The 24643-nt window shown below is 62.8% G+C and carries 22 protein-coding genes; 14 read left to right on the top strand and 8 right to left on the bottom strand.

Annotated elements, in window-relative coordinates:
* Nucleotides 1-5 precede the first annotated feature (5 nt).
* Nucleotides 6-1220, top strand: a complete 1215-nt coding sequence (gene glcF / locus OJHNALOF_RS15845) for a glycolate oxidase subunit GlcF (RefSeq protein ID WP_165662649.1) — start codon at nt 6-8, stop codon at nt 1218-1220.
* 18 nt (nt 1221-1238) lie between these two features.
* Here glcF and OJHNALOF_RS15840 read toward each other — a convergent pair whose 3' ends face one another.
* The gene (locus OJHNALOF_RS15840; protein ID WP_165662648.1) at nt 1239-2144 is read right to left on the bottom strand and encodes a LysR family transcriptional regulator; all 906 of its coding nucleotides are present in this window, start codon (nt 2142-2144) and stop codon (nt 1239-1241) included.
* 163 nt (nt 2145-2307) lie between these two features.
* Between OJHNALOF_RS15840 and OJHNALOF_RS15835 the strand changes: the two genes are divergently transcribed.
* The 5 genes from OJHNALOF_RS15835 (at nt 2308) to OJHNALOF_RS15815 (ending at nt 9702) form a co-directional block, all read left to right on the top strand.
* Nucleotides 2308-4005 carry an L-lactate permease gene (locus tag OJHNALOF_RS15835; RefSeq protein ID WP_165662689.1) on the top strand — a complete coding sequence of 566 codons (1698 nt, stop codon included), beginning with the start codon at nt 2308-2310 and terminating at the stop codon, nt 4003-4005.
* A gap of 63 nt (nt 4006-4068) precedes the next feature.
* Entirely contained in the window at nt 4069-4836 is a 768-nt protein-coding gene (locus tag OJHNALOF_RS15830) for a (Fe-S)-binding protein (RefSeq protein WP_206063769.1), read from the top strand.
* On the top strand, nt 4829-6247 hold the full coding sequence (locus OJHNALOF_RS15825; RefSeq protein WP_165662647.1) for a LutB/LldF family L-lactate oxidation iron-sulfur protein: 1419 nt from the start codon (nt 4829-4831) through the stop codon (nt 6245-6247). The genes OJHNALOF_RS15830 and OJHNALOF_RS15825 overlap by 8 nt, the downstream gene beginning before the upstream one ends.
* The gene (locus tag OJHNALOF_RS15820) at nt 6248-6901 is read left to right on the top strand and encodes a lactate utilization protein C (RefSeq protein ID WP_165662646.1); all 654 of its coding nucleotides are present in this window, start codon (nt 6248-6250) and stop codon (nt 6899-6901) included. It begins immediately after the preceding gene.
* Complete coding sequence (locus OJHNALOF_RS15815) at nt 6901-9702, top strand: FAD-binding and (Fe-S)-binding domain-containing protein (protein ID WP_165662688.1); 2802 nt, start codon at nt 6901-6903, stop codon at nt 9700-9702. Before OJHNALOF_RS15820 ends, OJHNALOF_RS15815 begins: the two co-directional genes overlap by 1 nt.
* A gap of 30 nt (nt 9703-9732) precedes the next feature.
* On the opposite strand, the gene OJHNALOF_RS15810 is transcribed toward OJHNALOF_RS15815, so the two are convergent.
* The gene (locus tag OJHNALOF_RS15810; RefSeq protein ID WP_165662645.1) at nt 9733-10845 is read right to left on the bottom strand and encodes a YcbX family protein; all 1113 of its coding nucleotides are present in this window, start codon (nt 10843-10845) and stop codon (nt 9733-9735) included.
* Between the two features lie 97 nt (nt 10846-10942).
* Here OJHNALOF_RS15810 and OJHNALOF_RS15805 point away from each other — a divergent pair, with 97 nt between their 5' ends.
* Nucleotides 10943-11293: a RidA family protein gene (locus tag OJHNALOF_RS15805; RefSeq protein WP_094201974.1), complete on the top strand. Its 351-nt coding sequence runs from the start codon at nt 10943-10945 to the stop codon at nt 11291-11293.
* A 19-nt stretch (nt 11294-11312) separates the two neighbouring features.
* Here the strand turns inward: OJHNALOF_RS15805 and urtE are convergent, their stop codons facing one another.
* The 6 genes from urtE to gdhA all read right to left on the bottom strand — a co-directional run bounded on the left by urtE (nt 11313) and on the right by gdhA (nt 18655).
* A complete protein-coding gene (gene urtE, locus OJHNALOF_RS15800; RefSeq protein ID WP_094201975.1) occupies nt 11313-12011 on the bottom strand; it encodes an urea ABC transporter ATP-binding subunit UrtE in 699 nt (232 codons plus the stop codon).
* Entirely contained in the window at nt 12011-12856 is an 846-nt protein-coding gene (gene urtD / locus OJHNALOF_RS15795) for an urea ABC transporter ATP-binding protein UrtD (protein WP_165662644.1), read from the bottom strand. Before urtD ends, urtE begins: the two co-directional genes overlap by 1 nt.
* Nucleotides 12853-13959, bottom strand: a complete 1107-nt coding sequence (gene urtC, locus OJHNALOF_RS15790; RefSeq protein ID WP_165662643.1) for an urea ABC transporter permease subunit UrtC — start codon at nt 13957-13959, stop codon at nt 12853-12855. The genes urtD and urtC overlap by 4 nt, the downstream gene beginning before the upstream one ends.
* 3 nt (nt 13960-13962) lie before the next feature.
* Nucleotides 13963-15561: an urea ABC transporter permease subunit UrtB gene (gene urtB, locus OJHNALOF_RS15785; protein ID WP_165662642.1), complete on the bottom strand. Its 1599-nt coding sequence runs from the start codon at nt 15559-15561 to the stop codon at nt 13963-13965.
* 132 nt (nt 15562-15693) lie between these two features.
* Nucleotides 15694-17028: an urea ABC transporter substrate-binding protein gene (urtA, locus tag OJHNALOF_RS15780; protein WP_370462340.1), complete on the bottom strand. Its 1335-nt coding sequence runs from the start codon at nt 17026-17028 to the stop codon at nt 15694-15696.
* Between the two features lie 274 nt (nt 17029-17302).
* Complete coding sequence (gdhA, locus tag OJHNALOF_RS15775; protein WP_165662640.1) at nt 17303-18655, bottom strand: NADP-specific glutamate dehydrogenase; 1353 nt, start codon at nt 18653-18655, stop codon at nt 17303-17305.
* Between the two features lie 227 nt (nt 18656-18882).
* Here gdhA and gspE point away from each other — a divergent pair, with 227 nt between their 5' ends.
* From gspE to OJHNALOF_RS15740, 7 genes are read left to right on the top strand one after another with little or no spacing between them, the layout of a single operon-like run.
* Nucleotides 18883-20595, top strand: coding sequence for a type II secretion system ATPase GspE (gspE, locus tag OJHNALOF_RS15770; RefSeq protein WP_165662639.1), 1713 nt, complete (start codon nt 18883-18885; stop codon nt 20593-20595).
* 1 nt (nt 20596) lies between these two features.
* Complete coding sequence (locus OJHNALOF_RS15765; RefSeq protein WP_165662638.1) at nt 20597-21814, top strand: type II secretion system F family protein; 1218 nt, start codon at nt 20597-20599, stop codon at nt 21812-21814.
* A gap of 10 nt (nt 21815-21824) precedes the next feature.
* Nucleotides 21825-22253: a type II secretion system major pseudopilin GspG gene (gene gspG, locus OJHNALOF_RS15760; RefSeq protein ID WP_094201983.1), complete on the top strand. Its 429-nt coding sequence runs from the start codon at nt 21825-21827 to the stop codon at nt 22251-22253.
* Entirely contained in the window at nt 22222-22686 is a 465-nt protein-coding gene (locus OJHNALOF_RS15755; RefSeq protein WP_165662637.1) for a GspH/FimT family pseudopilin, read from the top strand. The genes gspG and OJHNALOF_RS15755 overlap by 32 nt, the downstream gene beginning before the upstream one ends.
* The gene (locus tag OJHNALOF_RS15750) at nt 22679-23080 is read left to right on the top strand and encodes a prepilin-type N-terminal cleavage/methylation domain-containing protein (RefSeq protein ID WP_165662636.1); all 402 of its coding nucleotides are present in this window, start codon (nt 22679-22681) and stop codon (nt 23078-23080) included. The genes OJHNALOF_RS15755 and OJHNALOF_RS15750 overlap by 8 nt, the downstream gene beginning before the upstream one ends.
* Complete coding sequence (locus tag OJHNALOF_RS15745) at nt 23077-23742, top strand: prepilin-type N-terminal cleavage/methylation domain-containing protein (RefSeq protein ID WP_165662635.1); 666 nt, start codon at nt 23077-23079, stop codon at nt 23740-23742. The genes OJHNALOF_RS15750 and OJHNALOF_RS15745 overlap by 4 nt, the downstream gene beginning before the upstream one ends.
* The gene (locus tag OJHNALOF_RS15740; RefSeq protein ID WP_240919772.1) at nt 23720-24634 is read left to right on the top strand and encodes a general secretion pathway protein GspK; all 915 of its coding nucleotides are present in this window, start codon (nt 23720-23722) and stop codon (nt 24632-24634) included. The genes OJHNALOF_RS15745 and OJHNALOF_RS15740 overlap by 23 nt, the downstream gene beginning before the upstream one ends.
* The last annotated feature ends 9 nt before the right edge of the window (nt 24635-24643 follow it).

Genomic DNA, 24643 nt, shown 5'->3' with positions numbered 1-24643 from the left:
ACATCATGAAAACCAGTATTGATGTGAAATACCTGGATCACCCCGATATTGCAGAGGCCGACGCCATTCTGCGCAGCTGCGTGCACTGCGGCTTTTGTACCGCCACCTGCCCCACCTATCAGGAGCTGGGCGACGAGCGGGACGGGCCCCGCGGGCGCATCTACCTTATTAAGCAGCTGCTGGAAGGCGGCGACGTCAGTCAAAAGTCCCAAACCCACCTGGATCGCTGCCTGACCTGCCGCAGTTGTGAAACCACCTGCCCTTCCGGCGTGCGCTATGGCCGCCTGGCCGATATCGGCCGGGGCATCATGGAGCGGCAGCTGCCCCGCACGCCGGGCCAGCGCCTGCTGCGCTGGCTGTTGCGTCGCGTGCTGCCCTATTCGGGCCGGCTGCGCCCCCTGCTGGTGCTGGGTCGCATGGCCCGACCGCTGCTGCCGACGGCGCTGGCGGCCAAGGTGCCTCTGGCGCAACCGGCACGACGCTGGCCCGCCCCTCGCCATTCCAGGGTCATGCTGGCGCTGGCGGGTTGTGCCCAGGCCGCCGCCACCCCCAATACCAATGCCGTTGCCGCCCGAGTGCTGGACCGGCTGGGCATCGGCCTGATGCCGGCGCCCGAGGCGGGGTGCTGCGGCGCGGTCAGCTATCACCTGTCGGCCCATGAGGAAGGCCTCGACTTTATGCGCCGCAATATCGATGCCTGGTGGCCCCATATACAAGCCGGCGCCGAAGCCATCGTGATCAGCGCCTCCGGCTGTGGCGCCATGGTAAAGGAATACGGCGACCGGCTGGCCGGTGATCCGGCCTATGCCGACAAGGCCAGACGGGTCAGCGCCCTGGCCCGGGATCTGAGCGAGGTGCTGGAAAATGAAGATCTGGGCCGGCTGCAACCGGCCGGCAAGGGGCGCAAAACCGCGGTGCATTGCCCCTGTACCCTGCAACATGCCCTCGGGTTGAGCGGTCGAGTAGAAGCCATTTTGCGCAAGGCCGGCGTGGAACTGACCCCGGTCCAGGATGGGCACCTCTGCTGTGGCTCGGCGGGCACCTATTCACTCCTGCAACCCGAACTGAGCCAGCGACTGCTGAGCAACAAGCTGGCGGCGCTGACCGCGGGCAACCCCGAGCAGATCGTCACCGCCAATATCGGCTGCCAGTTGCACCTGGCCAGCCGGGCACCCGTGCCGGTAAAACACTGGATTGAACTGCTCGACCCGGAGTCCTGAACGGCCGGCCGGCGCCGATCACTCGAAATAGTGATGAATGTCCATGTAACGGGAGCGAATATGTTCGATCAGCAGCTTTATCTTGCGGGGAGGTTGCCGGTTGTAGGGATACACCGCGTAAATGCCAAGCACCTTGCCCACCCGGTTGGGCAGCACCTCAACCAGTTTGCCCGCCTGCAGATCCGGATAGACCAGGCAGCGGGGCACATAGGCCAGGCCGTACCCGGCCAGGGCGGCCTTGCGCAGGGCAGCGGCGTTATCGGTGGAAAAGTTGCCGCTCACCCGCAGTGAATATATCTCGCCGTGACGGCTGAACAGCCAGTCCCGGGCGCCACTCTCCTGATAGCTGTAAATCAGGCAGTTGTGCTGCAGCAGATCATTGGGCTGCTGCGGCTTGCCGTGCCGGCTGAGGTAACTGGGGGCGGCGCAGATAAGCCAGCGCGAGTCCAGAATATGGCGGGCGATCAGGTTGGAGTCATCCAGGTGACCGGTGCGAATCACCAGGTCATAGCCTTCCCCCACCGGGTCGACAAAGCGATTTTCCAGCGACATGTCGATGCTGATGGCCGAATGCAGATCACAAAATTCGGCCACCGCCTCCGCCAGCAGCAGCTCGCCGGAAATGGTCGGCACCGACATGCGAATGTGCCCCTGCAGCGCCTGGCTGTAGCCGGTAACGGCGTCAAACGCTTCCTGTGCCGACTGGGCCACCAGCCGGGCCCGCTGATACAACACCTGGCCCGCCTCACTCAAGGCCAGGCGCCGTGTGGTGCGGTGGATCAGGGTACTGCCCAGCTCTTCCTCCAGCCGAGCAATGCGCTTGCTCACCACCGAGTTGGTCAGGCCGTGGGCCTCGGCCGCCTTGCTGAAGGAACCCAGCTCAATCACCTGGGCAAACAGAATGAGATCATCGGTTCTCGGCATTATTTATCCAGTTTTGGAAACAATGAGTTTCATTAAATCTATATATCCACAAAAAGCGAATGGATAAGGTTACATTCGATTAACATCCGGCCTGCAATCGTAACCTACCTTTATTGTATGTCTGTGATGACTGCCCGTAATCGACAAGGAAGACAACCTCATGCTGAATGAAACCCTGCTGGCGCTGCTGGCCTTTTCACCCATAGTGCTTGCCGCCGTGCTGCTGGTGGGTCTGCAATGGCCGGCCAAACGGGCCATGCCCCTGGCTTTTCTGCTCACCGTGATCATCGCCCTCTGGGCCTGGGACATGACCGGCACGCGTGTGTTGGCCTCGACCCTGCAGGGACTGGTGATCTCCATCTCCCTGCTGTGGATCATCTTCGGCGCCATTTTACTGCTCAACACCCTGAAGCATACCGGCGCCATCACCACCATTCGCAATGGCTTTACCGCCATCAGCCCGGATCGCCGCATTCAGGCCATTATCGTGGCCTGGTGCTTTGGTTGCTTTATCGAAGGCGCTTCAGGCTTCGGCACCCCCGCCGCCGTGGCCGCACCGCTGATGGTAGCGCTGGGTTTCCCGGCCCTGGCGGCGGTGTTGATGGGCATGATGATTCAGAGTACGCCGGTTTCCTTTGGTGCCGTGGGCACGCCCATTATCGTTGGCGTGACCACCGGCCTCGATAACGGCGCCATCGACAACACCCTGAGTACGGCCGGCTCCGGCTGGGAGGCCTACCTGCAGGCCGTGACCAGCAACGTGGCCATTACCCATGCCATTATCGGCATTCTGATGCCGCTGTTCATGTGCATGATGCTGACCCGTTTCTTCGGCAAGGACAGAAGCTGGAAACAGGGCCTGGAAATTCTGCCCTTCGCCATCTTTGCCGGCCTGGCCTTTACCCTGCCCTATGCCCTGACCGGCGTCCTGCTGGGTCCGGAGTTTCCGTCCCTGGTGGGTGGCCTGGTGGGCCTGGCCATCGTAGTGACCGCCGCTCGCAAAGGCTTTCTGGTACCCAAAGCCAGCTTTGATTTTCAGGAAGAAAAAGACTGGCCCGCCGAGTGGTTGGGCTCCCTGGTCATTCATACCGAAGACCTGAAAAAGAAACCCATCAGCCTGGGCCTGGCCTGGTTCCCCTATCTGCTGCTGCCGGTGCTGCTGGTGCTGAGCCGCACCCATGATGGCTTCAAGGGGCTGCTGACCGGCTGGAACATCGCCTTCAGCAATCTGCTGGGCGAGGCAGGCATCAGTGCCGGTATTCAGCCCCTGTATCTGCCCGGCGGCATTCTGGTGTTCGTGTCGCTGGTGGCGGTGCTGAGCCAGACCCGCTCGCTCAAAAGCTTTGGCCCGGCCATTCACGAGTCGACCAGGACCCTGATCGGGGCCGGCTTTGTGCTGATGTTTACCGTGCCCATGGTGCGCATCTTCATCAACTCAGGGGTGAACGAGGCGGATATTGCCAGTATGCCGGTGATGACCGCCAAGGTGGCCTCGGATCTGGTGGGTGGCTTTTTCCCCGCCATCAGCGGCGTGATCGGTGCTCTTGGGGCCTTTATCGCCGGCTCCAACACGGTGTCGAACATGATGTTCTCCCAGTTCCAGTTTGAGGTGGCTCAGACCCTTGGAGTATCCACCGCCATGGTGGTGGCGCTGCAGGCGGTGGGCGCCGCCGCCGGCAACATGATCGCCATTCACAACGTGGTGGCGGCCTCGGCCACCGTCGGCCTGCTCGGCCGGGAAGGTACCACCCTGCGCAAGACCGCCCTGCCCACCCTCTATTACCTGGTGGCCCTCGGCCTGATCGGCATGATCGCCATCTATGGCCTGGGCGTGTCCGACCCGCTGCTGTCACTGTCCTGATGCCATGCTGCCGCCGGTGCGAGCCGGCGGCGCTGCTGTAACCCTGAAAGGAATTGCCTTATGTTGTCCACGATTCGCATCTATCCGGCCATGCCGAAAAAGGTGTATGTCTACGCCACCTGCCTGGTAGACACCTTTTCACCCGACAGCGGGCTGGACGCCATTCGCCTGCTGGAGCGAACCGGCGTCGAGGTTGTCTATGTGCCCAAGCAGAGCTGCTGTGGCCAGCCCGCCTACTCTTCCGGCTATGATGACGACGCCAGAACCACGGCGCTCAGCCAGATGGCGCTGTTTCCCGAGCCCTGGCCCGTTATTGTGCTGTCGGGCTCCTGCGGTGGCATGATGCATCATCACTACCGCCGCCTGTTCGCCGGCAGTGAACACGAGCAGAGCGTTAATGAATTCTGTGATCGGGTATTTGAACTCACCGAATTCCTGGTGCATGTCTGCCGCCTGCGGCTGGAAGACAAGGGCCCGGCCACGTCCGTGGTGCTGCACACCTCCTGCGCCGCCCGTCGGGAGATGAATGTACACGTCACCGCCCGTCAGTTGCTCGGCCAGCTCGAACAAGTGGAGCTGCGCGAGCAGGATTACGAGAGCGAATGCTGCGGCTTTGGCGGCACCTTCTCGGTGCGCCATCCGGCGATCAGCGAAGCCATGGTGCAGGACAAGACCCGGCACCTGTGCGAAACCCGGGCCGAGCAACTGATAAGTGCCGACTGGGGCTGCCTGCTCAATATCAACGGCGCCCTGGAATACCAGGGCCAGCCCCTCAGGGGCATGCACCTGGCCAGTTTTCTGCTGAGCCGGCTGGAGGAAAAACATGCATAACCGGCCCCAACACTTCCACGCCCAGGCCGAAACCGCCCTGGCCAATGCGGAACTGCGTGCCAACTTTCGCGGCGCCATGGACTACCTGCGCGACAAGCGCAAGACCGCCTTTGCCGACGCCGACGAAGAGCGCACCATTCGCGATCGGGCCGAGGCCATTCGCCAGCGTTGCCTGAGCAAGCTACCCGAACTGCTGGAGCAACTGGAAAATAACTGCATCGCCAACGGTATTCGCGTGCACTGGGCGGAAAATGCCGACCAGGCCAACGCCATTTTCACCGACATTATTCAGTCCCACGGCGGCACCCTGGCGGTCAAGGGCAAGTCGATGGTGAGCGAAGAGATCGAGCTCAATCACGCCATGGAGAAGGAAGGCATTACCTGTCTGGAAAGCGACATGGGTGAATACATCGTCCAGCTCGGCCAGGAAACGCCGTCCCACATCATCATGCCCGCCATTCACAAGAACAAACGGCAGGTGGCCGAGCTGTTCACCGAGCACGTGCCCGGCTTTCAGCACACCCTGGATGTGGACACCCTGATCCAGACCGGCAGGAACGTGCTGCGGGAAAAATACCGCACCGCCGACGTGGGGGTGTCCGGGGTCAACTTCGCCGTGGCCGAGACCGGCACCCTGTGCCTGGTGGAAAACGAGGGCAACGGCCGCATGTGCACCACTGTGCCCGAGGTGCATATCGCCATTACCGGCATTGAAAAGGTGGTGGAATTCCTCGCCGACGTGCCGCCGCTGTTCAGCGCGCTTACCCGCTCCGCCACCGGCCAACTGGTGACCACCTACTTCAACATGATCAGCGGTCCGCGCAAGGAGAACGAGCTCGACGGTCCTAAAGAGGTGCACCTAGTGCTGCTCGACAACGGCCGCAGCCAGGCCTTTGCCGACGAGGAAATGCGCAAGACCCTGCAGTGCATTCGCTGTGGCGCCTGCATGAACCATTGCCCGGTGTACACCCGTATCGGCGGTCACGCCTACGGCACCGTTTATCCGGGCCCCATCGGCAAAATCATCTCGCCGCACCTGATGGGCCTGGAGGCCACTCAGGATCTGCCTACCGCCTCCAGCCTGTGCGGTGCCTGCGGTGAGGTATGCCCGGTACGCATTCCCATTCCTGAGCTGCTGCAGCGCCTGCGCCACGAAGCCAAGCAGGATCCCAAGCCTGGCACCGCACCGATGCGCGGCCAGAAGGCGGCGGCCAGTAACGCCGAGGCCTTTGTATGGCGCAGCTTCGCCCTGATCACCAGCCGACCGGTGCTGTATCGCATGCTGACCTGGTGCGCCACTCGCTTTCGCCGGCTGATTCCAAATAAACTGGGCCCCTGGACCCGCTGCCGCACCGCCCCCAAACCCGCCGCCAGAACCCTGCGGGAGCTGATGGCCGAGAGGAACAAATAAATGTCGACTGCACGTACCGCCATTCTCGACCGGCTGCGTCGAGTCAACGCCCGGCCATTGCCGGTCAAAAACCCGGATTATCCGATCTGGACCAGCACCGACCGTGAAGACATGCTGGTCCGGCTGACCGAACTGCTGGAGCAGAATCACGCCGAGGTGACGCGCCTGCCTCGCGCCGAGCTGGTTGCCGCCCTCAGGGAACGGGTGAGCGGCGCCCGCCTCAAACGGCTGGCCACCGGCACCGGTGGCGAGTTTTTTGAAGAGATCACCCAGGCGCTGCAGGGCACTGCCGAACAGCTGTGCTTTGACCAGCCCCTGGAGCAGTGGAAGGACGAACTGTTCAACCATGTCGATGCCGGCATCACCGGCTGCCACGGCGCCATTGCCGCCACCGGCAGCCTGGTGCTGTGGCCGGGGCCGGCGGAGCCACGCACCCTGTCGCTGGTGCCACCTTGCCATATTGCCATTCTGAAGGCCTCCACCCTGCACGCCAACCTGCCGGCCATGATGACGGATCAGGGCTGGAGCCGAGGCATGCCCACCAATTTGTTGCTGGTGTCGGGGCCGTCCAAAACCGCCGACATTCAGCAAACCCTGGCCTATGGTGCCCATGGCCCCAAGGAGTTGGTGGTACTGATCCTGGAGGATGCGTGATGGAGGTTCGCTACCAGCGCCTGGCCGACGAGCTGGGTGAATTCCTGCCGGCCGAGCGCATTATTACCGACCCGTCGCTATGCCTGGCCTTTGGTACCGACGCCAGCTTTTACCGGCTGCTGCCCAAACTGGTGCTGCGCCTGGCCAACCTCGATGAAGTGGTAAGGGTGCTGGCGGCCTGCCGCCGGCAGCGGATTCACTGCACCTTTCGCGCCGCCGGCACCAGTTTGTCGGGGCAGGCGGTATCCGATTCGGTGCTGATCACCCTGACCGATGACTGGCGCCATCACCGCATCGAGGATGATGGCCGCCGTATTGCCCTGCAACCCGGCGTGATCGGCGCCGACGCCAACCGCTATCTGGCGCCCTTTGGCCGCAAGATAGGCCCGGACCCCGCCTCCATCAACAGCTGCAAAATAGGCGGTATCGCCGCCAACAACGCTTCAGGCATGTGCTGCGGCACCGCCCAGAATTCCTACCGCACCCTGCACGGACTCAGTTTGGTGCTGGCCGACGGCACTCGGGTCGACACTCGCGACGCCGACAGCAGAGCCCGCCTTGCCGAGCAAAAACCCGAGCTGCTGGCCGGGCTCAGGCAACTGAGTGACGAGGTCAGGGCCAACCCCGAGCTGAGCGAGCGTATTCGGCACAAGTACCGGCTGAAGAACACCACCGGCTACAGCCTCAACGCCCTGATCGACTTCGACGATCCCATCGACATGCTGGCTCACCTGATGATCGGCTCGGAAGGCACCCTGGGGTTTATCGCCGAAGTCAGTTACCACACCGTGCCCGATCACCCGTTCAAGGCCTCCTGCCTGCTGGTCTATGCGAATATCGAAACCACCTGCCGGGCGGTGACCGCCCTGGCCGGCACACAAGTGGCCGCGGTGGAGCTGATGGACGGCCGGGCGCTGGCTTCTATTGCCGACAAGCCCGGCATGCCCGGCTTTGTGCGAGAGCTGGACGCCGAAGCCGCCGCCCTACTGGTGGAAGTGCACGGCGCCAGCGAAGCCGAATTGCTGGACAAGTGCGAGCGGGCCATGACCGCCGTCACCCCCTATGAACGCCGCAACGAGGTGGCTTTTACTCAGGACAAAGCCATCTGCGCGAGCCTCTGGGCCATGCGCAAGGGCATGTTCCCGGCGGTGGGCGCGGTACGTGAAACCGGCACCACCGTCATCATCGAGGATGTGGCCTTTCCGGTGGAAGAGCTGGCAACGGCGGTAAGAAAGCTAACGGCGCTGTTTGAGCGGTTCGGCTATCACGAAGCCATTATTTTTGGCCATGCCCTGGCCGGCAACCTGCACTTCGTGTTTACCCAGGGCTTTGACGACCAGGCCGAACTGGACCGTTACGGTGGCTTTATGGACGCCGTCGCCAGGCTGGTGGCGGTCGACTATGGCGGCTCGCTCAAGGCCGAGCACGGCACCGGTCGCAATATGGCCCCCTATGTAGAGCTGGAATGGGGCCGGGAAGGCTATGCCCTGATGCAGCGCATCAAGGCGCTGCTGGATCCGGACGGCCTGCTCAACCCCGGTGTGATCCTCAATGAGGATGCCCAGGCCCACCTCAAGGATCTCAAACCCCTGCCCGCCGCCGACGAGATCGTCGACAAATGCATTGAATGCGGCTTTTGCGAGGCGGTGTGCCCGTCCCGGGATCTGAGCCTGACCCCGCGCCAGCGCATTGTGCTGTTTCGCGAGCTGCAACGCCGCCAGGCTGCGGGTGAACATAATGAAGACCGGCTTGACGCCGTATTCCGTTACCAGGGAGTGGACACCTGCGCCGCTACCGGCCTGTGCGCCCAGCGCTGCCCGGTAGGCATTAACACCGGCGATCTGGTGCGTCAGCTTCGCACCGCCCGCTATAAAAAGTTCGAGCCCATCGCCCGCTGGAGTGCCGGCCATTTCGCCGCCACCACCAGGGCCGTGGCGCTGGGGCTGAACACCGCCCACGCAGGGCGCAAGCTGCTGGGCGAAAGCACCCTGTCCCGACTAAATGCCGGATTGCGCAAGGCGAGCAAGAACCGGGTGCCGCTGTGGCTGCCGGAAACCCCGGCGGCCAACTCGCACCGTCCCGAAGCCGGCGGGACCGGGCCCGACAAGGTGGTGTATTTTCCTTCATGCGCCAGCCGAGTGCTGGGTCAGTCGCCGGGGGCCCGGGATGCGCGCTCCCTCACCGAGGTCACCCTGGCGGTGCTGAAAAAGGCCGGCTTTGAGGTGATACTGCCCTTTGATCTGAACAACCTGTGTTGTGGCATGCCCTATCAGAGCAAGGGCATGATGGCACAGGCCGACGACAAGGCCGCCGAGCTGGAAGCCCGCCTGTGGCAGGCCAGCGAGCAGGGCCGCTGGCCGGTGCTGATGGACACCAGCCCTTGCGCCAAGCGCAGCAAGGAAACGCAGGATCTGCCGCTCAAGGTATTTGAACCGGTGCAGTTTGTGCTGGAGCACGCCATGGACCGGCTGACACTTGAGCCGGTGGACGACACCGTGATGCTGCACATTACCTGCAGCAGCCGACGCATGGATCTCGCCGAGCCCATGCTGACACTGGCCCGGCGCTGCGCCCGGGAAGTGGTGGTGCCGGAGCATATCGAGTGCTGTGGCTTTGCCGGCGACAAGGGCTTTACCACTCCGGAACTGAATGCCGCCGCGCTCAAGCCGCTCAAGGCCCAGGTGCCGGCAGGCTGCACGCGAGGGGTGAGTAACAGCCGCACCTGCGAACTGGGTCTGAGCCACCACAGCGGTATCAACTACGAGTCCATTCTCTACCTGGTGGATGAGGCCAGCCGGTAACTCTGCTCACACCTGCTGCTGCAAGCCCCCTCAAGACAACGTTACATCGGTCAGGGGCACGCAGCAGCAGGCCAGCACCACACCGGCCGCCCGCTCCGCCGCCGACAGCGCCGGAGCCTCGGGCTGGTGTACGTCACCTGCGCTCAGGGTCTGCTTGCAGCGGCCACACAGGCCGGCGCGGCAGGAATGGGGCAGGGTCAGGCCTTGTTGCTCGGCCTGAGTAAGCAGGCTGTGCTGGTTATTGCCGGTAAATTCATGCTCGCCGATACGCACTTGCACCGCCTTGTGCTCCCGCCCCCTGCCTTCGGTGTTCGCGACACCCTGGCCCAAGTCCGGATAGATGGGCGCGGTGGCGTATTCGAGCACCTCCACCTCGTCGTGCTCGCGAATCACGCCCTCGTTCAGGGCTACCAGGTTCTGGCCGAAATACACCTCGCCGTCTTCCCCTCGGCGGTAGCGGGCCAGGGTGGCCAGCGGCTCTTGTTGAGGGTGAAAACGGTCGGTACCGGCGATGATGGTGGTCATGATGCAACGGCTGCAGGGCTTGGCCACCAGAAACTCCACCTCACCCACACGAATGCGACGCCAGCCGTCTTCCTCAAACGGCCGCCGGCCGCGCACCACCAGGTTGGGTCGAAACCGGGACATGTCCAATCGAGTGCCGGCACGGCGGTTCAGATCCGCCAGCGACGCCTTGGATATCAGCAACAACGGATAGCCGTCGGCAAAGCTGACCGAAGTGCCCAGCTTGTCGCGATAGCGATTGGAGCTTTCTCCCAGCCACAGCAACTGCACCGGCTCGCCCAGTATTTCACTGAACCAGGCGTCGTACTCCCCATGAGTGGCATAGGCGATAAACGCATCACCCCACACACCGGTTTGCACCGGCTGCAACGAAAACAGCCGGTGGCGCACCGACAGGTTGTGCTGCTGGTACCAACATTCCAGCCCGCCCGCCACCGGCCGAACGCCAATCAGCTGCAAGCGAGGGTGAGAGCGGGCGGTCACAAAGCTGCCGTCCGGCCGGGCCAGCATATAGCGGCGATCGCCGGCCAGTCCTTCGCGCGTGACCTGCGCCGCCTCAAGGCTCAGGCCGGCGGCGGACTTGAGCGGATAGTGGTGAATTCCCGTGATCGTCGCCATATTGTTTTACCTTTATAAGAATATGAAGTTTACAAACCGGAGGCAGTCGGTATGGTCTGGCTTTTAGCCCTCATCAAAAGCCAAAAAGGAAGTACAAATGACTATTGAACGCCAGCAGATCGGCCAGCGCATGAGCCGCATCGTCAAGCACAACGGCACCATCTACCTGTGCGGTCAGGTATGCAAGGATGCCACTCAGGACATCGCCGAGCAAACGGCCACCATGCTGGAAAAAGTGGACGAGCTGCTGCAGGAAGCCGGCTCCGACCGCGAGCACATTCTGTCCGCCACCATTTACCTGAAAACCATGGCCGATTTCGCCGCCATGAATGCGGTATGGGACGCCTGGGTACCGGAAGGCCATGCCCCGGCCCGGGCCTGCGTGGAAGCGGCCATGGCCCGCTCCGAGCTGTTGGTGGAAATTTCCGTGGTGGCCGCCGAGCGTTAATACCCCCCGGCGGTTTGGTCTACACCGTCAAATGCTGCCTGACGAGATCGTCGGACAAACCGTCGATCTCGCCCTCGGCCACACGCCGGCCCCGATCCAGGATCACAAAGCGATCGGCATATTTACGGGCAAAGGGCAGCTTTTGCTCCACCAGCAACACGGTCAGCCCGTCTTCCTCCATCAGCCGGCGAATCACTCGGCCGATATCGGCCACGATATTGGGCTGAATGCCTTCCCCCGGCTCATCCAGGATCAGCAGCTCCGGCTCCAGCACCAGGGCCCGGCCAATGGCCAGCTGCTGCTGCTGACCGCCGGACAGGTCTCCGCCCCGGCGCTGACGCATCTCCTTCAACACCGGAAACAGCTGGTAGATTCGCTCGGGAATTCGGCGCAGGCCATCGCCCCGGGCCGCCAGGCCGGTACGCAGGTTCTCTTCCACCGTCATCAGCGGAAAAATCTGCCGGCCCTGGGGAACATACCCCAGCCGTAACCGGGATCTGTCCTCCAGCCGCCGCTGGGTCAGTTCGGTGCCATTGTCCAGGCGAATACTGCCACTGCGGCTGGCTTCTTCACCCATGATGCACTTGAGCAGGGTGGTCTTGCCCACGCCATTGCGACCCATGACACAGGTGCAGCGGCCGCGGGGAATCTCCAGGCTCAGATCCCAGAGGGTATGGCTTTCGCCGTAAAACTGGTTGAGTTTGTCTATTGTCAGCATCAGGCCACCTCGGCGCCGCTTTCTTCCCCCAGATATACCTCGACCACCCGCGGGTCGCTGGATACCTGATCCATGGTGCCCTCGGCCAGCACCGAGCCCTGGTGCAGCACCGTCACCTGGCGCGCAATGGAGCGCACAAAGCCCATGTCGTGCTCCACCACCACCACCGACTGCCTGCCCTTGCCGGCCAGCCGGGTCAGCAGATCAGCGGTCAGCTCCATTTCCTGCTCGGTCATGCCCGCCACCGGCTCATCCACCAGCAACAACCGGGGCCGCTGCATCAGCAGCATGCCGATCTCGAGCCACTGCTTCTGGCCATGAGAGAGAATGCCCGCCAGGTCATGGGCGGCGGGCTTGAGCCCGATCAGCCGCACCACTTCGTGTATGCGATCCCGTTGCTCCGAGCTCAGCCGGGCGGTCAGGCTGGGCAGCACTCGCTTGTCGGCGGCCATGGCCAGTTCCAGGTTTTCAATGACAGTGAGCGCCTCAAACACCGTGGGCTTCTGAAACTTGCGGCCAATGCCGAGGGTGGCGATCTCCGGCTCCGACATTCGCAGCAGGTTGTGGCGGCTGCCAAACCACACCTGTCCGCTGTCGGGCCGGGTCTTGCCGGTGATGATGTCCATCATGGTGGTCTTGCCGGCCCCATTGGGGCCAATAATGCACCGCAACTCGCCGTCATCTATGGTGAGATTGAGCTTGTTAATGGCCTGAAAGCCATCAAAGCTGACGCTGACGTCTTCCAGATAGAGGATGGGGCCGTGGCGCACATCCACCGGCGAGACCTCGGGCGTCATAAAATCAAACACCTGATCCCGACGGGCCAGGGCCTTGAACATGTTCATGCACTTGCCTCCTTGGGGGCGGTGATAGAGCGGCGGTGAGCCAGCACGCCGGCAATGCCTTTAGGCAACAATACGGTCGCCACCACAAAGAGGCCGCCGAGGGCAAACAACCAGGCGTCGGGCATGACCCCGGTGAACACCGTCTTGGCGTAGTTCACCAGCAGGGCACCGATCACCGCCCCATACAGGGTGGCGCGTCCGCCCAGGGCCACCCAGACCACGATTTCAATGGAAAACAGCGGCGAAAACTCGCTGGGGTTGATAATGCCGACCTGGGGTACATACAAGGCCCCGGCCACACCGGCGAGCATGGCCGACACCACAAAGACGAACAGCTGTACCCGCTCGACCCGGTAGCCGATAAAACGGGTTCGAGCCTGGGCGTCGCGAGAGGCCATGCACACTCGGCCCAGCTTGCTCAGCACGATGGCCCGGCACAGCCAGTAACCCAGCGCCAGGGCGATGCCGGAAGCGATAAAGAGCCCCACCCGGGTGCCGTCCGCCCGCAGATCAAAACCGAGCAACTCGCGAAAGTCGGTCAGGCCATTGTTGCCGCCAAACCCCATCTCGTTGCGGAAAAACGCCAGCATCAGGGCAAAGGTCAGCGCCTGAGTGATGATTGACAGATAGACCCCGGTCACTCGGGAGCGGAACGCCAGAAAACCGAACACCAGAGCCAGCAGTCCCGGGGCCAGCAGCACCATGGCAAAGGCGAACCAGGCCATGTCAAAGCCGGCCCAGTACCAGGGCAGGCTGTCCCAGTTGAGGAACACCATGAAGTCGGGCAGCTCGGGATGGCCATATACGCCCCGATCACCAATTTGACGCATCAGGTACATGCCCATGGCATAACCGCCGAGGGCAAAGAAGGCGCCATGTCCCAGGCTGAGAATGCCGAGATAGCCCCACACCAGATCCACCGCCACCGCCAGCAGCGCATAGCTCAGGTATTTGCCGAGCAGGGTCACGGTATAGGTGGAAACATGCAGCGGATGCGCCGCCGGCAGCAGCAGATTGGCCAGGCTCACCAGCAGCAGGGCCAGCAGCAGCACCGCCAGAAACAGCCGAGTCTGGCGCTCCTGCAAAGGTTGGAATAACCACATGGTTTAGCCCTCCGCCGCCCGGCCCTTCTGCGGAAAAAGTCCGCGCGGCCGCTTTTGAATGAACAGGATGATGAACACCAGCACCATGATCTTGGCCAGCACGGCGCCGGCCCAGGGCTCCAGGATCTGGTTCAGCACACCGAGCGAGAGTCCGGCCACCAGGGTGCCCCAGAGGTTGCCCACACCACCGAACACCACCACCATAAAGGAGTCGATAATGTAGTTCTGCCCCAGGTTGGGCCCCACGTTGGTGAGCTGGGACAGGGCCACTCCGGCCAGCCCGGCCACCCCGGAGCCCAGCCCGAAGGTCAGCATGTCCACGCGCGTGGCACGAATGCCCATGGCCCGGGCCATGCTGCGGTTCTGGGTGACCGCGCGCACCTCCAGTCCCAGCCGGGTACCTTTCATTACCCACATCAGGGCAACGAACACCAGCAGGGCAAAGCCCAGCACATAAAGCCGGTTGAGGGTCAGCGACAGGGCGTCGTTCACCACCAGGGAGCCGCTCATCCACTCCGGCGTGACCACGGTACGGTTCAGGGGAGAGACCAAGGTGCGCACCAGCTGCTGCAGGATCAGGCTGACGCCAAAGGTGGCCAGCAGGGTTTCCAGGGGCTTGCCCTTGAGATGGCGAATCACCCCCCGCTCAATGGCGATACCGGTCAGTGCCGCCACCAAAAACCCGGTGGGAATGGCCAGCAGCAATGCCAGTCCGGGCTGCCCCGGCAATAATTGCTGCAGCATCCAGGTGCTGTAGGCCCCCAGCATGATCAGCTCGCCGTGAGCCATGTTGATCACGCCCATGACCCCAAAGGTAATCGCCAGCCCGATGGCGGCCAGCACCAACACCGAGCCCAGGCTCAGGCCGAAGTAGAGGGTTTCGGCGGCGCGATTGAGCCTCAGGTTCTGTTCGATGTCGGCAAGCGCCCGGCCGGCGGCCTCGGCCAGTTCCCCCTCACCCGCGGCGGCGCGGTTCAGGGCGATGCGCACTTCGTTGTGCAGATCGCCTGTCAGCGTCTCAACGGCGGTGATGTCCCCCTGCTCCAGACGGTGTATGGCCAGGGCCTGATTCAGCCGGTGCCGCGTCTGACGGTCGCTCTCCTGCGCCAGCAGGGCCGTCAGGGTGGGAACCAGTCCGTCGTCTACCCCACCCAGCAGGCGCTCGGCCGAAGCCCGGCGCAGGGCCGCATCGTCCCCATGCAGATCCAGCAGCGCCAGGGCGTTACGCAACTGGTTGCGCAGGCGGTTGTTGATGCTGATTCGATTCAACTCCCGGCGCCCCAGGGTACCCAGGCTGTCATTGCTGAGGGCATCGAGCACCGGCCAGTGCCGGCCGTCGGTACTGACGACCAGCACAAACCGCCGATCGGCCTTGCTGCGCTGCAACCGGCCGTCCAGCAGGGCCGCCAGCCAGTCCCGCGCCCGTGCATCCCCGCTGTTGATAATGGCGTCAATGGCCTGCCCCTTGGCGTCAAAGGCGCGCACGTCCAGCGCCTCCAGCAGGGCCTGGCCGTTATCGACCTGAGCCGCGGCCGGCAGCGCCGGGATCAGCAGCCCCGCCACCAGCCATAGCCTGAGCGTCAGGTCCTTGAGCATCTTCATGGTGTTGTCCTTTGTTCTTCGGTGCGTTCAGGCGCTTCCTTGAACAGCATCACCCCGTGATGACGCTGTTCAAGGCAGGCGGTGAATGGCCGGCAGCATGACCCCGTGCCCGCTGCCGGCCTTATGCCGGGGTCAGTTGCCCAGCGCCGCCTGGGCTTCCTTCAGCGCCTGACTGCCACCGCACTGACCGGTCACCACGTTGTAGTTGCCGCATTGCATGGGGGTGGTCCAGTCGGCCACCAACTGTCGCGAGCCGGGCAGATAATCCGACCAGGCGTCCCCCATCACGGTGCCCCTGGTCTGCCAGACCATTTCGAACTGACCGTCGTCCTGAATCTCCCCGATAAACACCGGCTTGGTGATATGATGGTTGGGCAGCATGGTGGCGTAGCCACCGCTCAGGTTGGGCACGGTCACACCCACGATGGCGTCCCGCACGGCATCCACCTCTGTGGTGCCGGCCTTGCGCACCGCCTCGGCCCACATGTTGAAGCCGATATAATGGGCCTCCATGGGATCATTGGTGACGGCGTCGTCCTTGCCGGTATGGTCCAGCCAGGCATCGATAAAGTCGCCGTTGGCTTCGGTGTCCAGGCTCATGAAGTAGTTCCAGGCCGCCATATGGCCAACCAGGGGACCGGTGTCGATGCCGGACAACTCCTGCTCGCCCACCGAGAAGGCCACCACCGGAATGTCGGCGGCGTCTATGCCCTGGTTGCCGAGCTCGCGATAGAAGGGCACGTTGGCGTCGCCGTTGATGGTGGACACCACGGCGGTCTTTTTGCCGGCACTGCCAAAGCGCTTGATCTCCGCCACTATGTTCTGCCAGTCGGCGTGGCCAAAGGGGGTGTAGTTGATCATGATGTCCTGCTCCGCCACGCCATGATCCTTCAGGTAGGCTTCGAGGATGCGGTTGGTGGTGCGCGGATATACATAGTCAGTGCCGGCCAGTACCCAGCGCTGGACTCCCAGCTCCTTCATCAGGTAATCCACCGCCGGAACGGCCTGCTGGTTGGGCGCGGCACCGGTATAGAAGACGTTGCGGGAAGACTCTTCACCCTCATACTGAACCGGATAAAACAGCAGGCCGTTCAGCTCTTCCACCACCGGCAGTACCGCCTTGCGCGACACCGAGGTCCAGTTGCCGAAGATCACATCCACCTTCTGCTGGGCCAGCAATTCCCGGGCCCGCTCGGCAAACAGCGGCCAGTTTGAGGCGGGATCCACCACCACCGGCTCCAGCTTTTTGCCCAGCAGGCCACCCTCGGCGTTCTGCTGCTCGATCAGCATTAATACGGTGTCTTTAAGGGTGGACTCGCTGATGGCCATGGTGCCGGAGAGGGAATGCAGTATGCCGACCTTGATCACATCGTCCTGGGCGCTGGCACAAAAGGATGTCAGGCCGGCGGCCAACAGGGCGGAGTAGCAAAGGGATTTGTTCACGGTAAGCTCCTTGTGATGAAACACTGATACGGGTGCTTCGAGAGCAAAGCAAGGGCCATGCCATCACAAAAAGTCAATTAAAAACAATTACATGAAATAAAAGTTCGAAAATGGTGAGCGAGATTAACCCAAAAAGGGTGCAGCCGCAGAGGACACGGGCGAAGCCGGCACCAAAAGGGGGCAAAGGGCACGGGCGAAGTGGCAAACGTCACCAAAACCGGGCCGGCAACGCCGGGCCCAGAAAAACTAAAAGCCCGGTATACCGGGCCTTTAGACGTAATTCAAAGGGGTGGTGCGGTTACACCACGCCCTGCTCGATCATGGCGTCGGCTACCTTGCGGAAACCGGCAATGTTGGCACCCAGCACCAGGTTGTGGGGCTCGCCAAATTCGGCCGCGGTCTCGCTGGCGTTCAGGAAGATGTTCTTCATGATCACCTTGAGCTTCTCGTCCACTTCCTCAAAGCTCCAGCGCTGCATGCTGGCGTTCTGGGCCATTTCCAGCTGGCTGGTGGCCACGCCACCGGCGTTGGCGGCCTTGCCCGGGCCATAGCAGATTTTGGCATCCAGGAACACTTCCACCGCATCCTGGGTGGAGGGCATGTTGGCGCCTTCGGACACACCGATAATGCCGTTGGCGATCAGGGCCTTGGCATCGGCTTCGGACAGCTCGTTCTGGGTGGCGCAGGGGAAGGCCAGCTGGGCCGGAATGCGCCATACCGCATTGCCGTCGGCGGGGTAGTCGGCGGCGGGAATGAACTTGGCTTCCGGGTGGGCAGTCACGTACTCGTTCAGACGTACCTTGCGCACTTCCTTGAGCTCCTTCAGGGTCTCCAGGTTGATGCCGGTCTCGTGATAGATGGTGCCGCTGGAGTCGGAGCAGGTCACCGGAATGGCGCCCAGCTGATACAGCTTCTCGATGGTGTAGATGGCCACGTTGCCGGCACCGGACACCAGGCAGCGCTTGCCGGCCAGGGTGTCGCCCTTGGCTTCCAGCATGTACTGAGCGAAGTACACGCAACCGTAACCGGTGGCTTCCTTGCGCACCAGGGAGCCGCCCCACAGCAGGCTCTTGCCGGTGAGCACGCCGTCGTAGTTGCCGGTCAGGCGCTTGTACTGGCCGAACATGTAGCCGATTTCACGGGCACCCACGCCGATGTCGCCGGCAGGCACGTCCTTGGTCGGGCCAATGTAACGGTACAACTCGTTGATGAAGGACTGGCAGAAGCGCATGATTTCGCCGTCGGACTTGCCCTTGGGATCGAAGTTGGCGCCACCCTTGCCGCCGCCGATGGGCAGGCCGGTGAGGGCATTTTTGAAGATCTGTTCAAAACCGAGAAACTTGATGATGCCGGCGTTTACGCTGGGGTGAAAACGCAGGCCGCCCTTGTACGGGCCCAGGGCGGAATTGAACTCAATGCGGTAACCCTTGTTTACCTGCACGTTACCCTGGTCGTCCACCCAGGGCACCCGAAACATAATCTGGCGCTCGGGCTCCACCATGCGTTCGATGATGGCGTGTTTCTTGTATTTCTCGTTGGTTTCGAGGATCGGCTGCAGAGAGTCGAGTACTTCCTCTACCGCCTGATAAAATTCTGCTTGTGCCGGGCTGGTCTTCTGCAGTCTGACAATGGTGTCATGAATATACGTCACGAGTTTCTTCCTTGTTATTTTATTTAAATCTTTACCTGGGATGCACATTTAAGAGACCCCGACATATTGAAATATGGCGCCGCCCTTGGGTCAATGACTAATTTTCAAATACATATACTAGAAAGAAGAATATTTATGCTCTCTTAGAACGTTGAGGCAGATCACAACCTGCCCTCGGCCTCAAGCAAGCGGCTATGCTTGATCATGCACACTGAGAGGCAAAGGATATGGATGTCAGCGGATCCTGGTCGGCGCAGGACAGCGCCCTCGGCCAAACACTCATTGAACAGGGGCACCTCACCCAAACCGAGCTGGGCAGGCTGGCACGCCTGCGCCAGCAGCAGCAGGAGACGGTGCCCCTGACCCGGTTGCTGCTCAACCTGGGCATGATGTCGGAGCGGGAGCTGGCCCGCACCCTGGCCGGACAGTACCGGCTGCCGCTGACCGACAGCGCGCACTACCCGCCCACGTCTCCGCTGGAGCAGCCCCTGCCCTACCGGTTTCTCAAGGAGCACCACCTGGTGCCCCTGGGCCAGGAAGAAAACACCCTGGTACTGGCCATGGTGGATCCCGGTGACCAATTTGCCCTGCAGGCCATGGCCATGCTCTGCAACCAGCCGGTGCAGCCCAGGGTGGGAGTCAGCTCCGAGATCGACGCCGCCATTGAACGACTCTACGGTGAAGGCCAGAGCAAAATGGGCGACATTCTGTCGGCGGTGCAGCAAGAGGAAGAAACCGAGGAGCGCATCGCCCAGCTGAAAGACATGGCCAGCGAGGCACCGGTGATTCGGCTGGTCAACCTGCTGATCCAGAAGGCGGTGGAGCTGAGGGCGTCGGATATCCATGTTGAGCCCTTTGAAAACCGGCTCAACGTTCGTTACCGCATCGACGGCGTGTTGCAGCAGGCCGAGGCTCCGCCGGTCAGCATGACCCCCGCCATTATTTCACGCATCAAGATACTGGCCCGACTCAATATCGCCGAGCGCCGCCTGCCCCAGGACGGCCGCATTGAGCTGCGCGTGCAGGGCCAGGACCTCGACATTCGGGTTTCCACCGTACCCACCATGCACGGCGAAAGCCTGGTCATGCGCCTGCTGAACCGCGAGAGCGTGGTGCTCGACTTCGACGCCCTGGGCTTTGCCCGCGACACTCGGGCCAGGCTGCAGCAGGTGCTGACCATTCCCCACGGCGTGCTGCTGGTGACCGGCCCCACCGGCAGCGGCAAGACCACCACCCTGTATACGGCGCTGAACCGGCTCAACACCGCCGAGCGCAAGCTGATCACGGTGGAAGACCCGGTGGAATACCAGTTGGAGGGCATCAACCAGATTCACGTCAAACCCGCCATCGGCCTGACCTTTGCCAGCGCCCTGCGCGCCATCGTGCGCCAGGATCCGGACGTCATCATGGTGGGGGAAATGCGCGACCTGGAAACCGCCCGCATCTGTGTGCAGTCGGCCCTCACCGGTCACCTGGTACTGTCCACCCTGCACACCAACGATGCCGCCAGCAGCGTAACCCGGCTGCTGGAAATGGGGGTGGAAGACTACCTGCTGACCTCAACCCTTAACGGCGTTATCGGCCAGCGCCTGATACGGGTGCTCTGTCCCCATTGCAAGGAAGGCTATACCCCTTTGCCTGAACTGGTGCGCGAACTCGGGCTGGCGGCACTCGCCCCGAATGAGCCGATACGGCTGTATCGTCCCGTGGGCTGCGACCACTGCGCCGGCACCGGTTACCACGGCCGGCTGGCCATTCAGGAGCTGCTGGTAATGAACGACGACATTCGCAAGCTGGTATTGAGCCATGCCGACGCCGGCCAGATCCAGCATGCCGCCGTGGCCGCCGGCATGCGCACCATGTATGGCGACGGCCTGCTCAAGGCCTTGCAGGGAATCACCCATGTGGAAGAGGTGATTCGGGTTACTCAGGAGGGCTGAGATGGCGCTGTTTCACTTTCGGGCGGTGAGCCACGGCGGCGAAGAGCAGGAAGGCCGGCTGGAAGGCGCCGATCAGCAGGCCATAGTGCGGCAACTGCAACAGCGGGGGCTGATCCCCCTCAGCGTCGAACCCGCCGGCGCGCACGGCCCCGGTTTACTGACCGGCAAAATCGGCCTGGGCCGCCAGGGCACAGGCGCCCGATATATTCAGTCCCTGACCGAGGATCTGGCGGCCCTGCTCAAGGCCGGCATTCCCCTGGAGCGGGCCCTGGGCATCATGATCCAGGTGCGCGGCGAGCAGGATACGCACTTGCTCGACCGCATTCGCGAGGGCATTCGGCGTGGCCAGGCGTTGTCGGCGGTGCTGGCGGAGCAAAACGCCGGCTTTTCGCCCTTTTACCTCAACATGATTCGCGCCGCCGAGCTCTCGGGCAACCTGGAGCAGGGGCTGGCGGATCTGGCCCTCTACCTTGATCGCAGTCGCCGGCTGCGAGAAAAGGCGCTCTCGGCGCTGATCTACCCCTTGATCCTGCTGCTGGTTTCCGCCGCCTCGCTGCTGATCATTCTCACCTACGTCATTCCCCAGTTTCAGCAACTGTTCGCCGACATGGGCCAGGCCATGCCCCTGCCCACCCGCATCGTCATCGGCACCGCCGACTTCATCAGAAACACCGGCCCCTGGCTGCTGCTGGGGTTGCTGCTGGTGCTGCTCTATCTGCGCCATCGGTTGCGTGAGCCCGGAGTGCGCCTGGCCTGGCACACACTGTTACTGCGCCTGCCCTTGGCCGGTTCGCTGATACAGCGGCTGGAAGTGGCCCGCTTCAGCCGTAGCCTGGGCACCCTGATGAAAGGCGGCGTACCCCTGCTGGGTGCCCTAGATATCGCCCGCCAGACTCTGGGCAATCAGTTGCTGCAAGCGGTCCTGGCCGAGGCCGGCCGCGAGCTGAAGGAAGGCAAGCGGCTGGCGGCACCACTGCAGGCCTCGGGCCGGTTTCCGCCCCTGGCGATACAGATGATTCGCGTGGGCGAGGAAACCGGCCAGCTGGAAGAGATGCTGCTCAGGGTAGCCGACACCTATGACAGGGAAGTGGAAAACGCCATTCAGCGCCTGCTGACCATACTGGAGCCGGTGCTGATCCTGGGCCTGGGGGTGCTGATTGCCGGCATTATCATTTCCATGCTGATGGCCATTCTCGGTATCAACGAACTGCCCATCTAGGGAGGTAAACGTGCGTTATCAACATAAAACATACGGAACCGGCTTCACCCTGCTCGAGCTGCTGGTGGTGCTGGTGATCCTGGGGCTGCTGGCCAGCCTGGCCGGCCCTCAGGTGCTGCGCCAGCTGGGCGGCTCCAAAACCAAAACGGCGGCGCTGCAGATCAAGGAGCTGAGCACGGCGCTGGATTTGTACCGGCTGGAAGTGGGCCGCCACCCTACCACCGAGCAGGGGTTGGAAGCCCTGCTCAGTGCCCCCACCGAAACGAAGGGCTGGAATGGACCCTACCTGACCAAGAAATCGGTACCACAGGACCCCTGGGGCTACGACTACCAGTACCGCGCTCCCGGCCAGCATGGCGAGTTCGATCTGTTCAGCCTGGGGGCCGACAATCAGCAAGGAGGCTCGGGTGAAGCCCAGGACGTGGTCAGTTGGGAATAAGGCCACCGGCTTTACCCTGCTCGAGCTGCTGGTAGTGCTGACCATCGCTACCCTGGCCCTGGCCGTGGCCCTGCCCCGCTTTGCCGCCCTGCTGCCGGGCGCCGAGCTGAAGAGCTACAGCCGTCAAACCGCCGCGCTGCTGCGGCTGGCCCGTAGTCAGGCCCTCGCCACCGGCGACACCGTTACCCTGACACTGAGCGCAGAGCAACGACATACCCGGTTGTCGGGACAGGCTACGGTATACGACTGGCCTGACGGAGTGAAACTGAGCCTGTTCGACACTGAAACAACGCTGGCTTCACAGGTTCACGCCGAGCTGGCATTTTATCCAGACGGCGCCAGCAGCGGCGGCACCCTGCAGCTGACGGGGGCCGGCCGGCAATACCGCATTCACGTCGACTGGCTGAGTGGAAGGGTGTCGTTTGATGACTAGTCCCGCGTTCCCCCAAAGCCAGCGCGGCTTCACCTTGCTGGAGGTGCTGGTGGCCTTTGCCGTGCTCACCGTCACCCTTGGCGTGCTGCTCAATATTTTTTCCCTAGCAATGCGCACCACCCAGGCCGTCCAGGATCAGCAAAAGGCGGTGCTGCTGGCGGAATCCAGGCTCGCCGAGCTGAGCGCCGGCGTTACCCTGCGCCCCGGGGTTGAGCGGGGTGACTTTGACGACCGCTTTGCCTGGGAATCCCGCATTGAGGAATTCGACACCCAGACGCTGATGGACAACCAGAGCCAGTTGCTTCCCTACCGGCTGTCGGTGGTGGTGAGCTGGGGCGACAGCCGCCGCTATGAGCTCGCCACACTGCGGCTGGTTCGCACGGAGGCCAGATGACACGTGTCCGCGGCTTCACCCTGCTGGAACTGATGGTAGCCCTGAGTCTGCTTACCCTGCTGGCGGGACTGATGTTCGGCGGCTTTCGGATGGCCAGTCGCGCCTGGCAAACCGTGGACGAACACAACAACGTGCTGAGTGAAACCGTGCAGGCCCAGCGCCTGCTGCGCCGGCTGCTGGCCCGCAGCGAGGCTCGCTCGGTGCCGGAGGCTCGGGAAACCGCGCTGCTGTCGTTTCAGGGAGACGAGCATTCGCTTCTCTTTCTCTCGGCCCTGCCCCAGCGGCATAGCCGCGTCAGCCAGCCGGCCTGGTTCTACCTGGCGCTGGACGATCAGGAGCCAAAGCAGCCCAGGCTGATCCTGAAAAGCCGGGCCCTGAGCGAAATTTCGCCCGAGCGGTCTAAGAGCACTGTTGACTGGTACCAACTGGTGGACGACTTTCGGCACCCCGAAACCATTGCCCCGTTGCTGACGATGCCCGCCGAGGACTTTAGCCTGAACTACCTGCCTCGTCATGAAGACGGCACGGCGTCCGATTGGCAGGCAGACTGGCAGGAGCAAGATGCGCTGCCGGAACTGGTGAAGCTGCAACTGAACGAAGACTGGCCGGCGCTGGTGGTATCTCCCGGAGGGCAGCCCGATGTCATCAAGCAACTCGACTAGACAGGCAGGCATCGCCCTGGTCAGCGTGTTGTGGCTGTTGCTGCTGCTGACGGTGCTGGCCTCGGGGGTGTCGGTGAACAGCCGCAACCAGGGCCGGCAAAGCGAAAACATTGCCACCGCCACGCAACTGCGCCAGGGGGCAGAGGCCGGCCAGCAGCTGGCGCTGCTGGCCCTGGCACAAGCTCCAGAGCAACGCCCCTGGCAGGCCGATGGCAGTCCCAATGTGGTGCAGCTGGACGACATGGAAGTGCATGTGGCGCTGTTCAATGAAAGCGGCCGCATCGATCTCAACGCCGCCGGCCCCGAATTGCTCGACGGCCTGCTGGCCACGGTGGAGCCCGACGCCGCCCTGCGCGCCCGACTGGTGGATGCCATTCTGGACTGGCGCGACCGCGACAATTTGCGCCGGCTCAACGGTGCCGAGCTCGACGACTATCTGGCCGCCGGCCTGGACTACGGCCCCGCCAATGCCCCCTTTACCTCGGTGGAAGAGCTGCAACGCGTGCTGGCAATGACCCCGGCGCTGTACCGACAGATTCGCCACAGCCTGACCATCCTCAACCCGAGCCGGGGCATCAATCCGCAGTTTGCCCCCCGCCAGGTGCTGCTTTCCCTGCCCGGTGTGAGCGAAGCCACGGTTGATCAGTTTATCGAAGACAGGCGTGCCCGCCATGACGCGGGGCAACCGCCGCCGGCCACCGCACTGTTTCCCCGGGCACAGCTCGTTAACGATGCCTTCGGGGTCAACTACACTATTCATACAGAAGCCCGCAGGATTCCGGAATATCGCTACCGGCTTACCGCCAATGTTCAGGTAAATCAGCGTGGCCAGATGCGGGTACTGAAAACAGAGCAGGAATTCGTTCCGCTGTTTTTGAAGACCTCCCCTTGACGGAGACGC

The sequence above is a fragment of the Oceanimonas sp. MB9 genome (assembly GCF_011319775.1).
GTDB lineage: Bacteria > Pseudomonadota > Gammaproteobacteria > Enterobacterales > Aeromonadaceae > Oceanimonas > Oceanimonas doudoroffii.
Note: the sequence above shows the minus strand (reverse complement) of the source record. Positions and strands in the feature narration are given on the sequence as shown.

What these genes read in the sequence shown, in the direction of transcription:
- glcF (WP_165662649.1), top strand. Translation starts at nt 6, where the DNA reads ATGAAAACCAGTATTGATGTGAAATACCTGGATCACCCCGATATTGCA.
- OJHNALOF_RS15840 (WP_165662648.1), bottom strand. Translation starts at nt 2,144, where the DNA reads ATGCCGAGAACCGATGATCTCATTCTGTTTGCCCAGGTGATTGAGCTG.
- OJHNALOF_RS15825 (WP_165662647.1), top strand. Translation starts at nt 4,829, where the DNA reads ATGCATAACCGGCCCCAACACTTCCACGCCCAGGCCGAAACCGCCCTG.
- OJHNALOF_RS15820 (WP_165662646.1), top strand. Translation starts at nt 6,248, where the DNA reads ATGTCGACTGCACGTACCGCCATTCTCGACCGGCTGCGTCGAGTCAAC.
- OJHNALOF_RS15815 (WP_165662688.1), top strand. Translation starts at nt 6,901, where the DNA reads ATGGAGGTTCGCTACCAGCGCCTGGCCGACGAGCTGGGTGAATTCCTG.
- OJHNALOF_RS15810 (WP_165662645.1), bottom strand. Translation starts at nt 10,845, where the DNA reads ATGGCGACGATCACGGGAATTCACCACTATCCGCTCAAGTCCGCCGCC.
- OJHNALOF_RS15805 (WP_094201974.1), top strand. Translation starts at nt 10,943, where the DNA reads ATGACTATTGAACGCCAGCAGATCGGCCAGCGCATGAGCCGCATCGTC.
- urtE (WP_094201975.1), bottom strand. Translation starts at nt 12,011, where the DNA reads ATGCTGACAATAGACAAACTCAACCAGTTTTACGGCGAAAGCCATACC.
- urtD (WP_165662644.1), bottom strand. Translation starts at nt 12,856, where the DNA reads ATGAACATGTTCAAGGCCCTGGCCCGTCGGGATCAGGTGTTTGATTTT.
- urtC (WP_165662643.1), bottom strand. Translation starts at nt 13,959, where the DNA reads ATGTGGTTATTCCAACCTTTGCAGGAGCGCCAGACTCGGCTGTTTCTG.
- urtB (WP_165662642.1), bottom strand. Translation starts at nt 15,561, where the DNA reads ATGAAGATGCTCAAGGACCTGACGCTCAGGCTATGGCTGGTGGCGGGG.
- gspE (WP_165662639.1), top strand. Translation starts at nt 18,883, where the DNA reads ATGGATGTCAGCGGATCCTGGTCGGCGCAGGACAGCGCCCTCGGCCAA.
- OJHNALOF_RS15765 (WP_165662638.1), top strand. Translation starts at nt 20,597, where the DNA reads ATGGCGCTGTTTCACTTTCGGGCGGTGAGCCACGGCGGCGAAGAGCAG.
- OJHNALOF_RS15750 (WP_165662636.1), top strand. Translation starts at nt 22,679, where the DNA reads ATGACTAGTCCCGCGTTCCCCCAAAGCCAGCGCGGCTTCACCTTGCTG.
- OJHNALOF_RS15745 (WP_165662635.1), top strand. Translation starts at nt 23,077, where the DNA reads ATGACACGTGTCCGCGGCTTCACCCTGCTGGAACTGATGGTAGCCCTG.
- OJHNALOF_RS15740 (WP_240919772.1), top strand. Translation starts at nt 23,720, where the DNA reads ATGTCATCAAGCAACTCGACTAGACAGGCAGGCATCGCCCTGGTCAGC.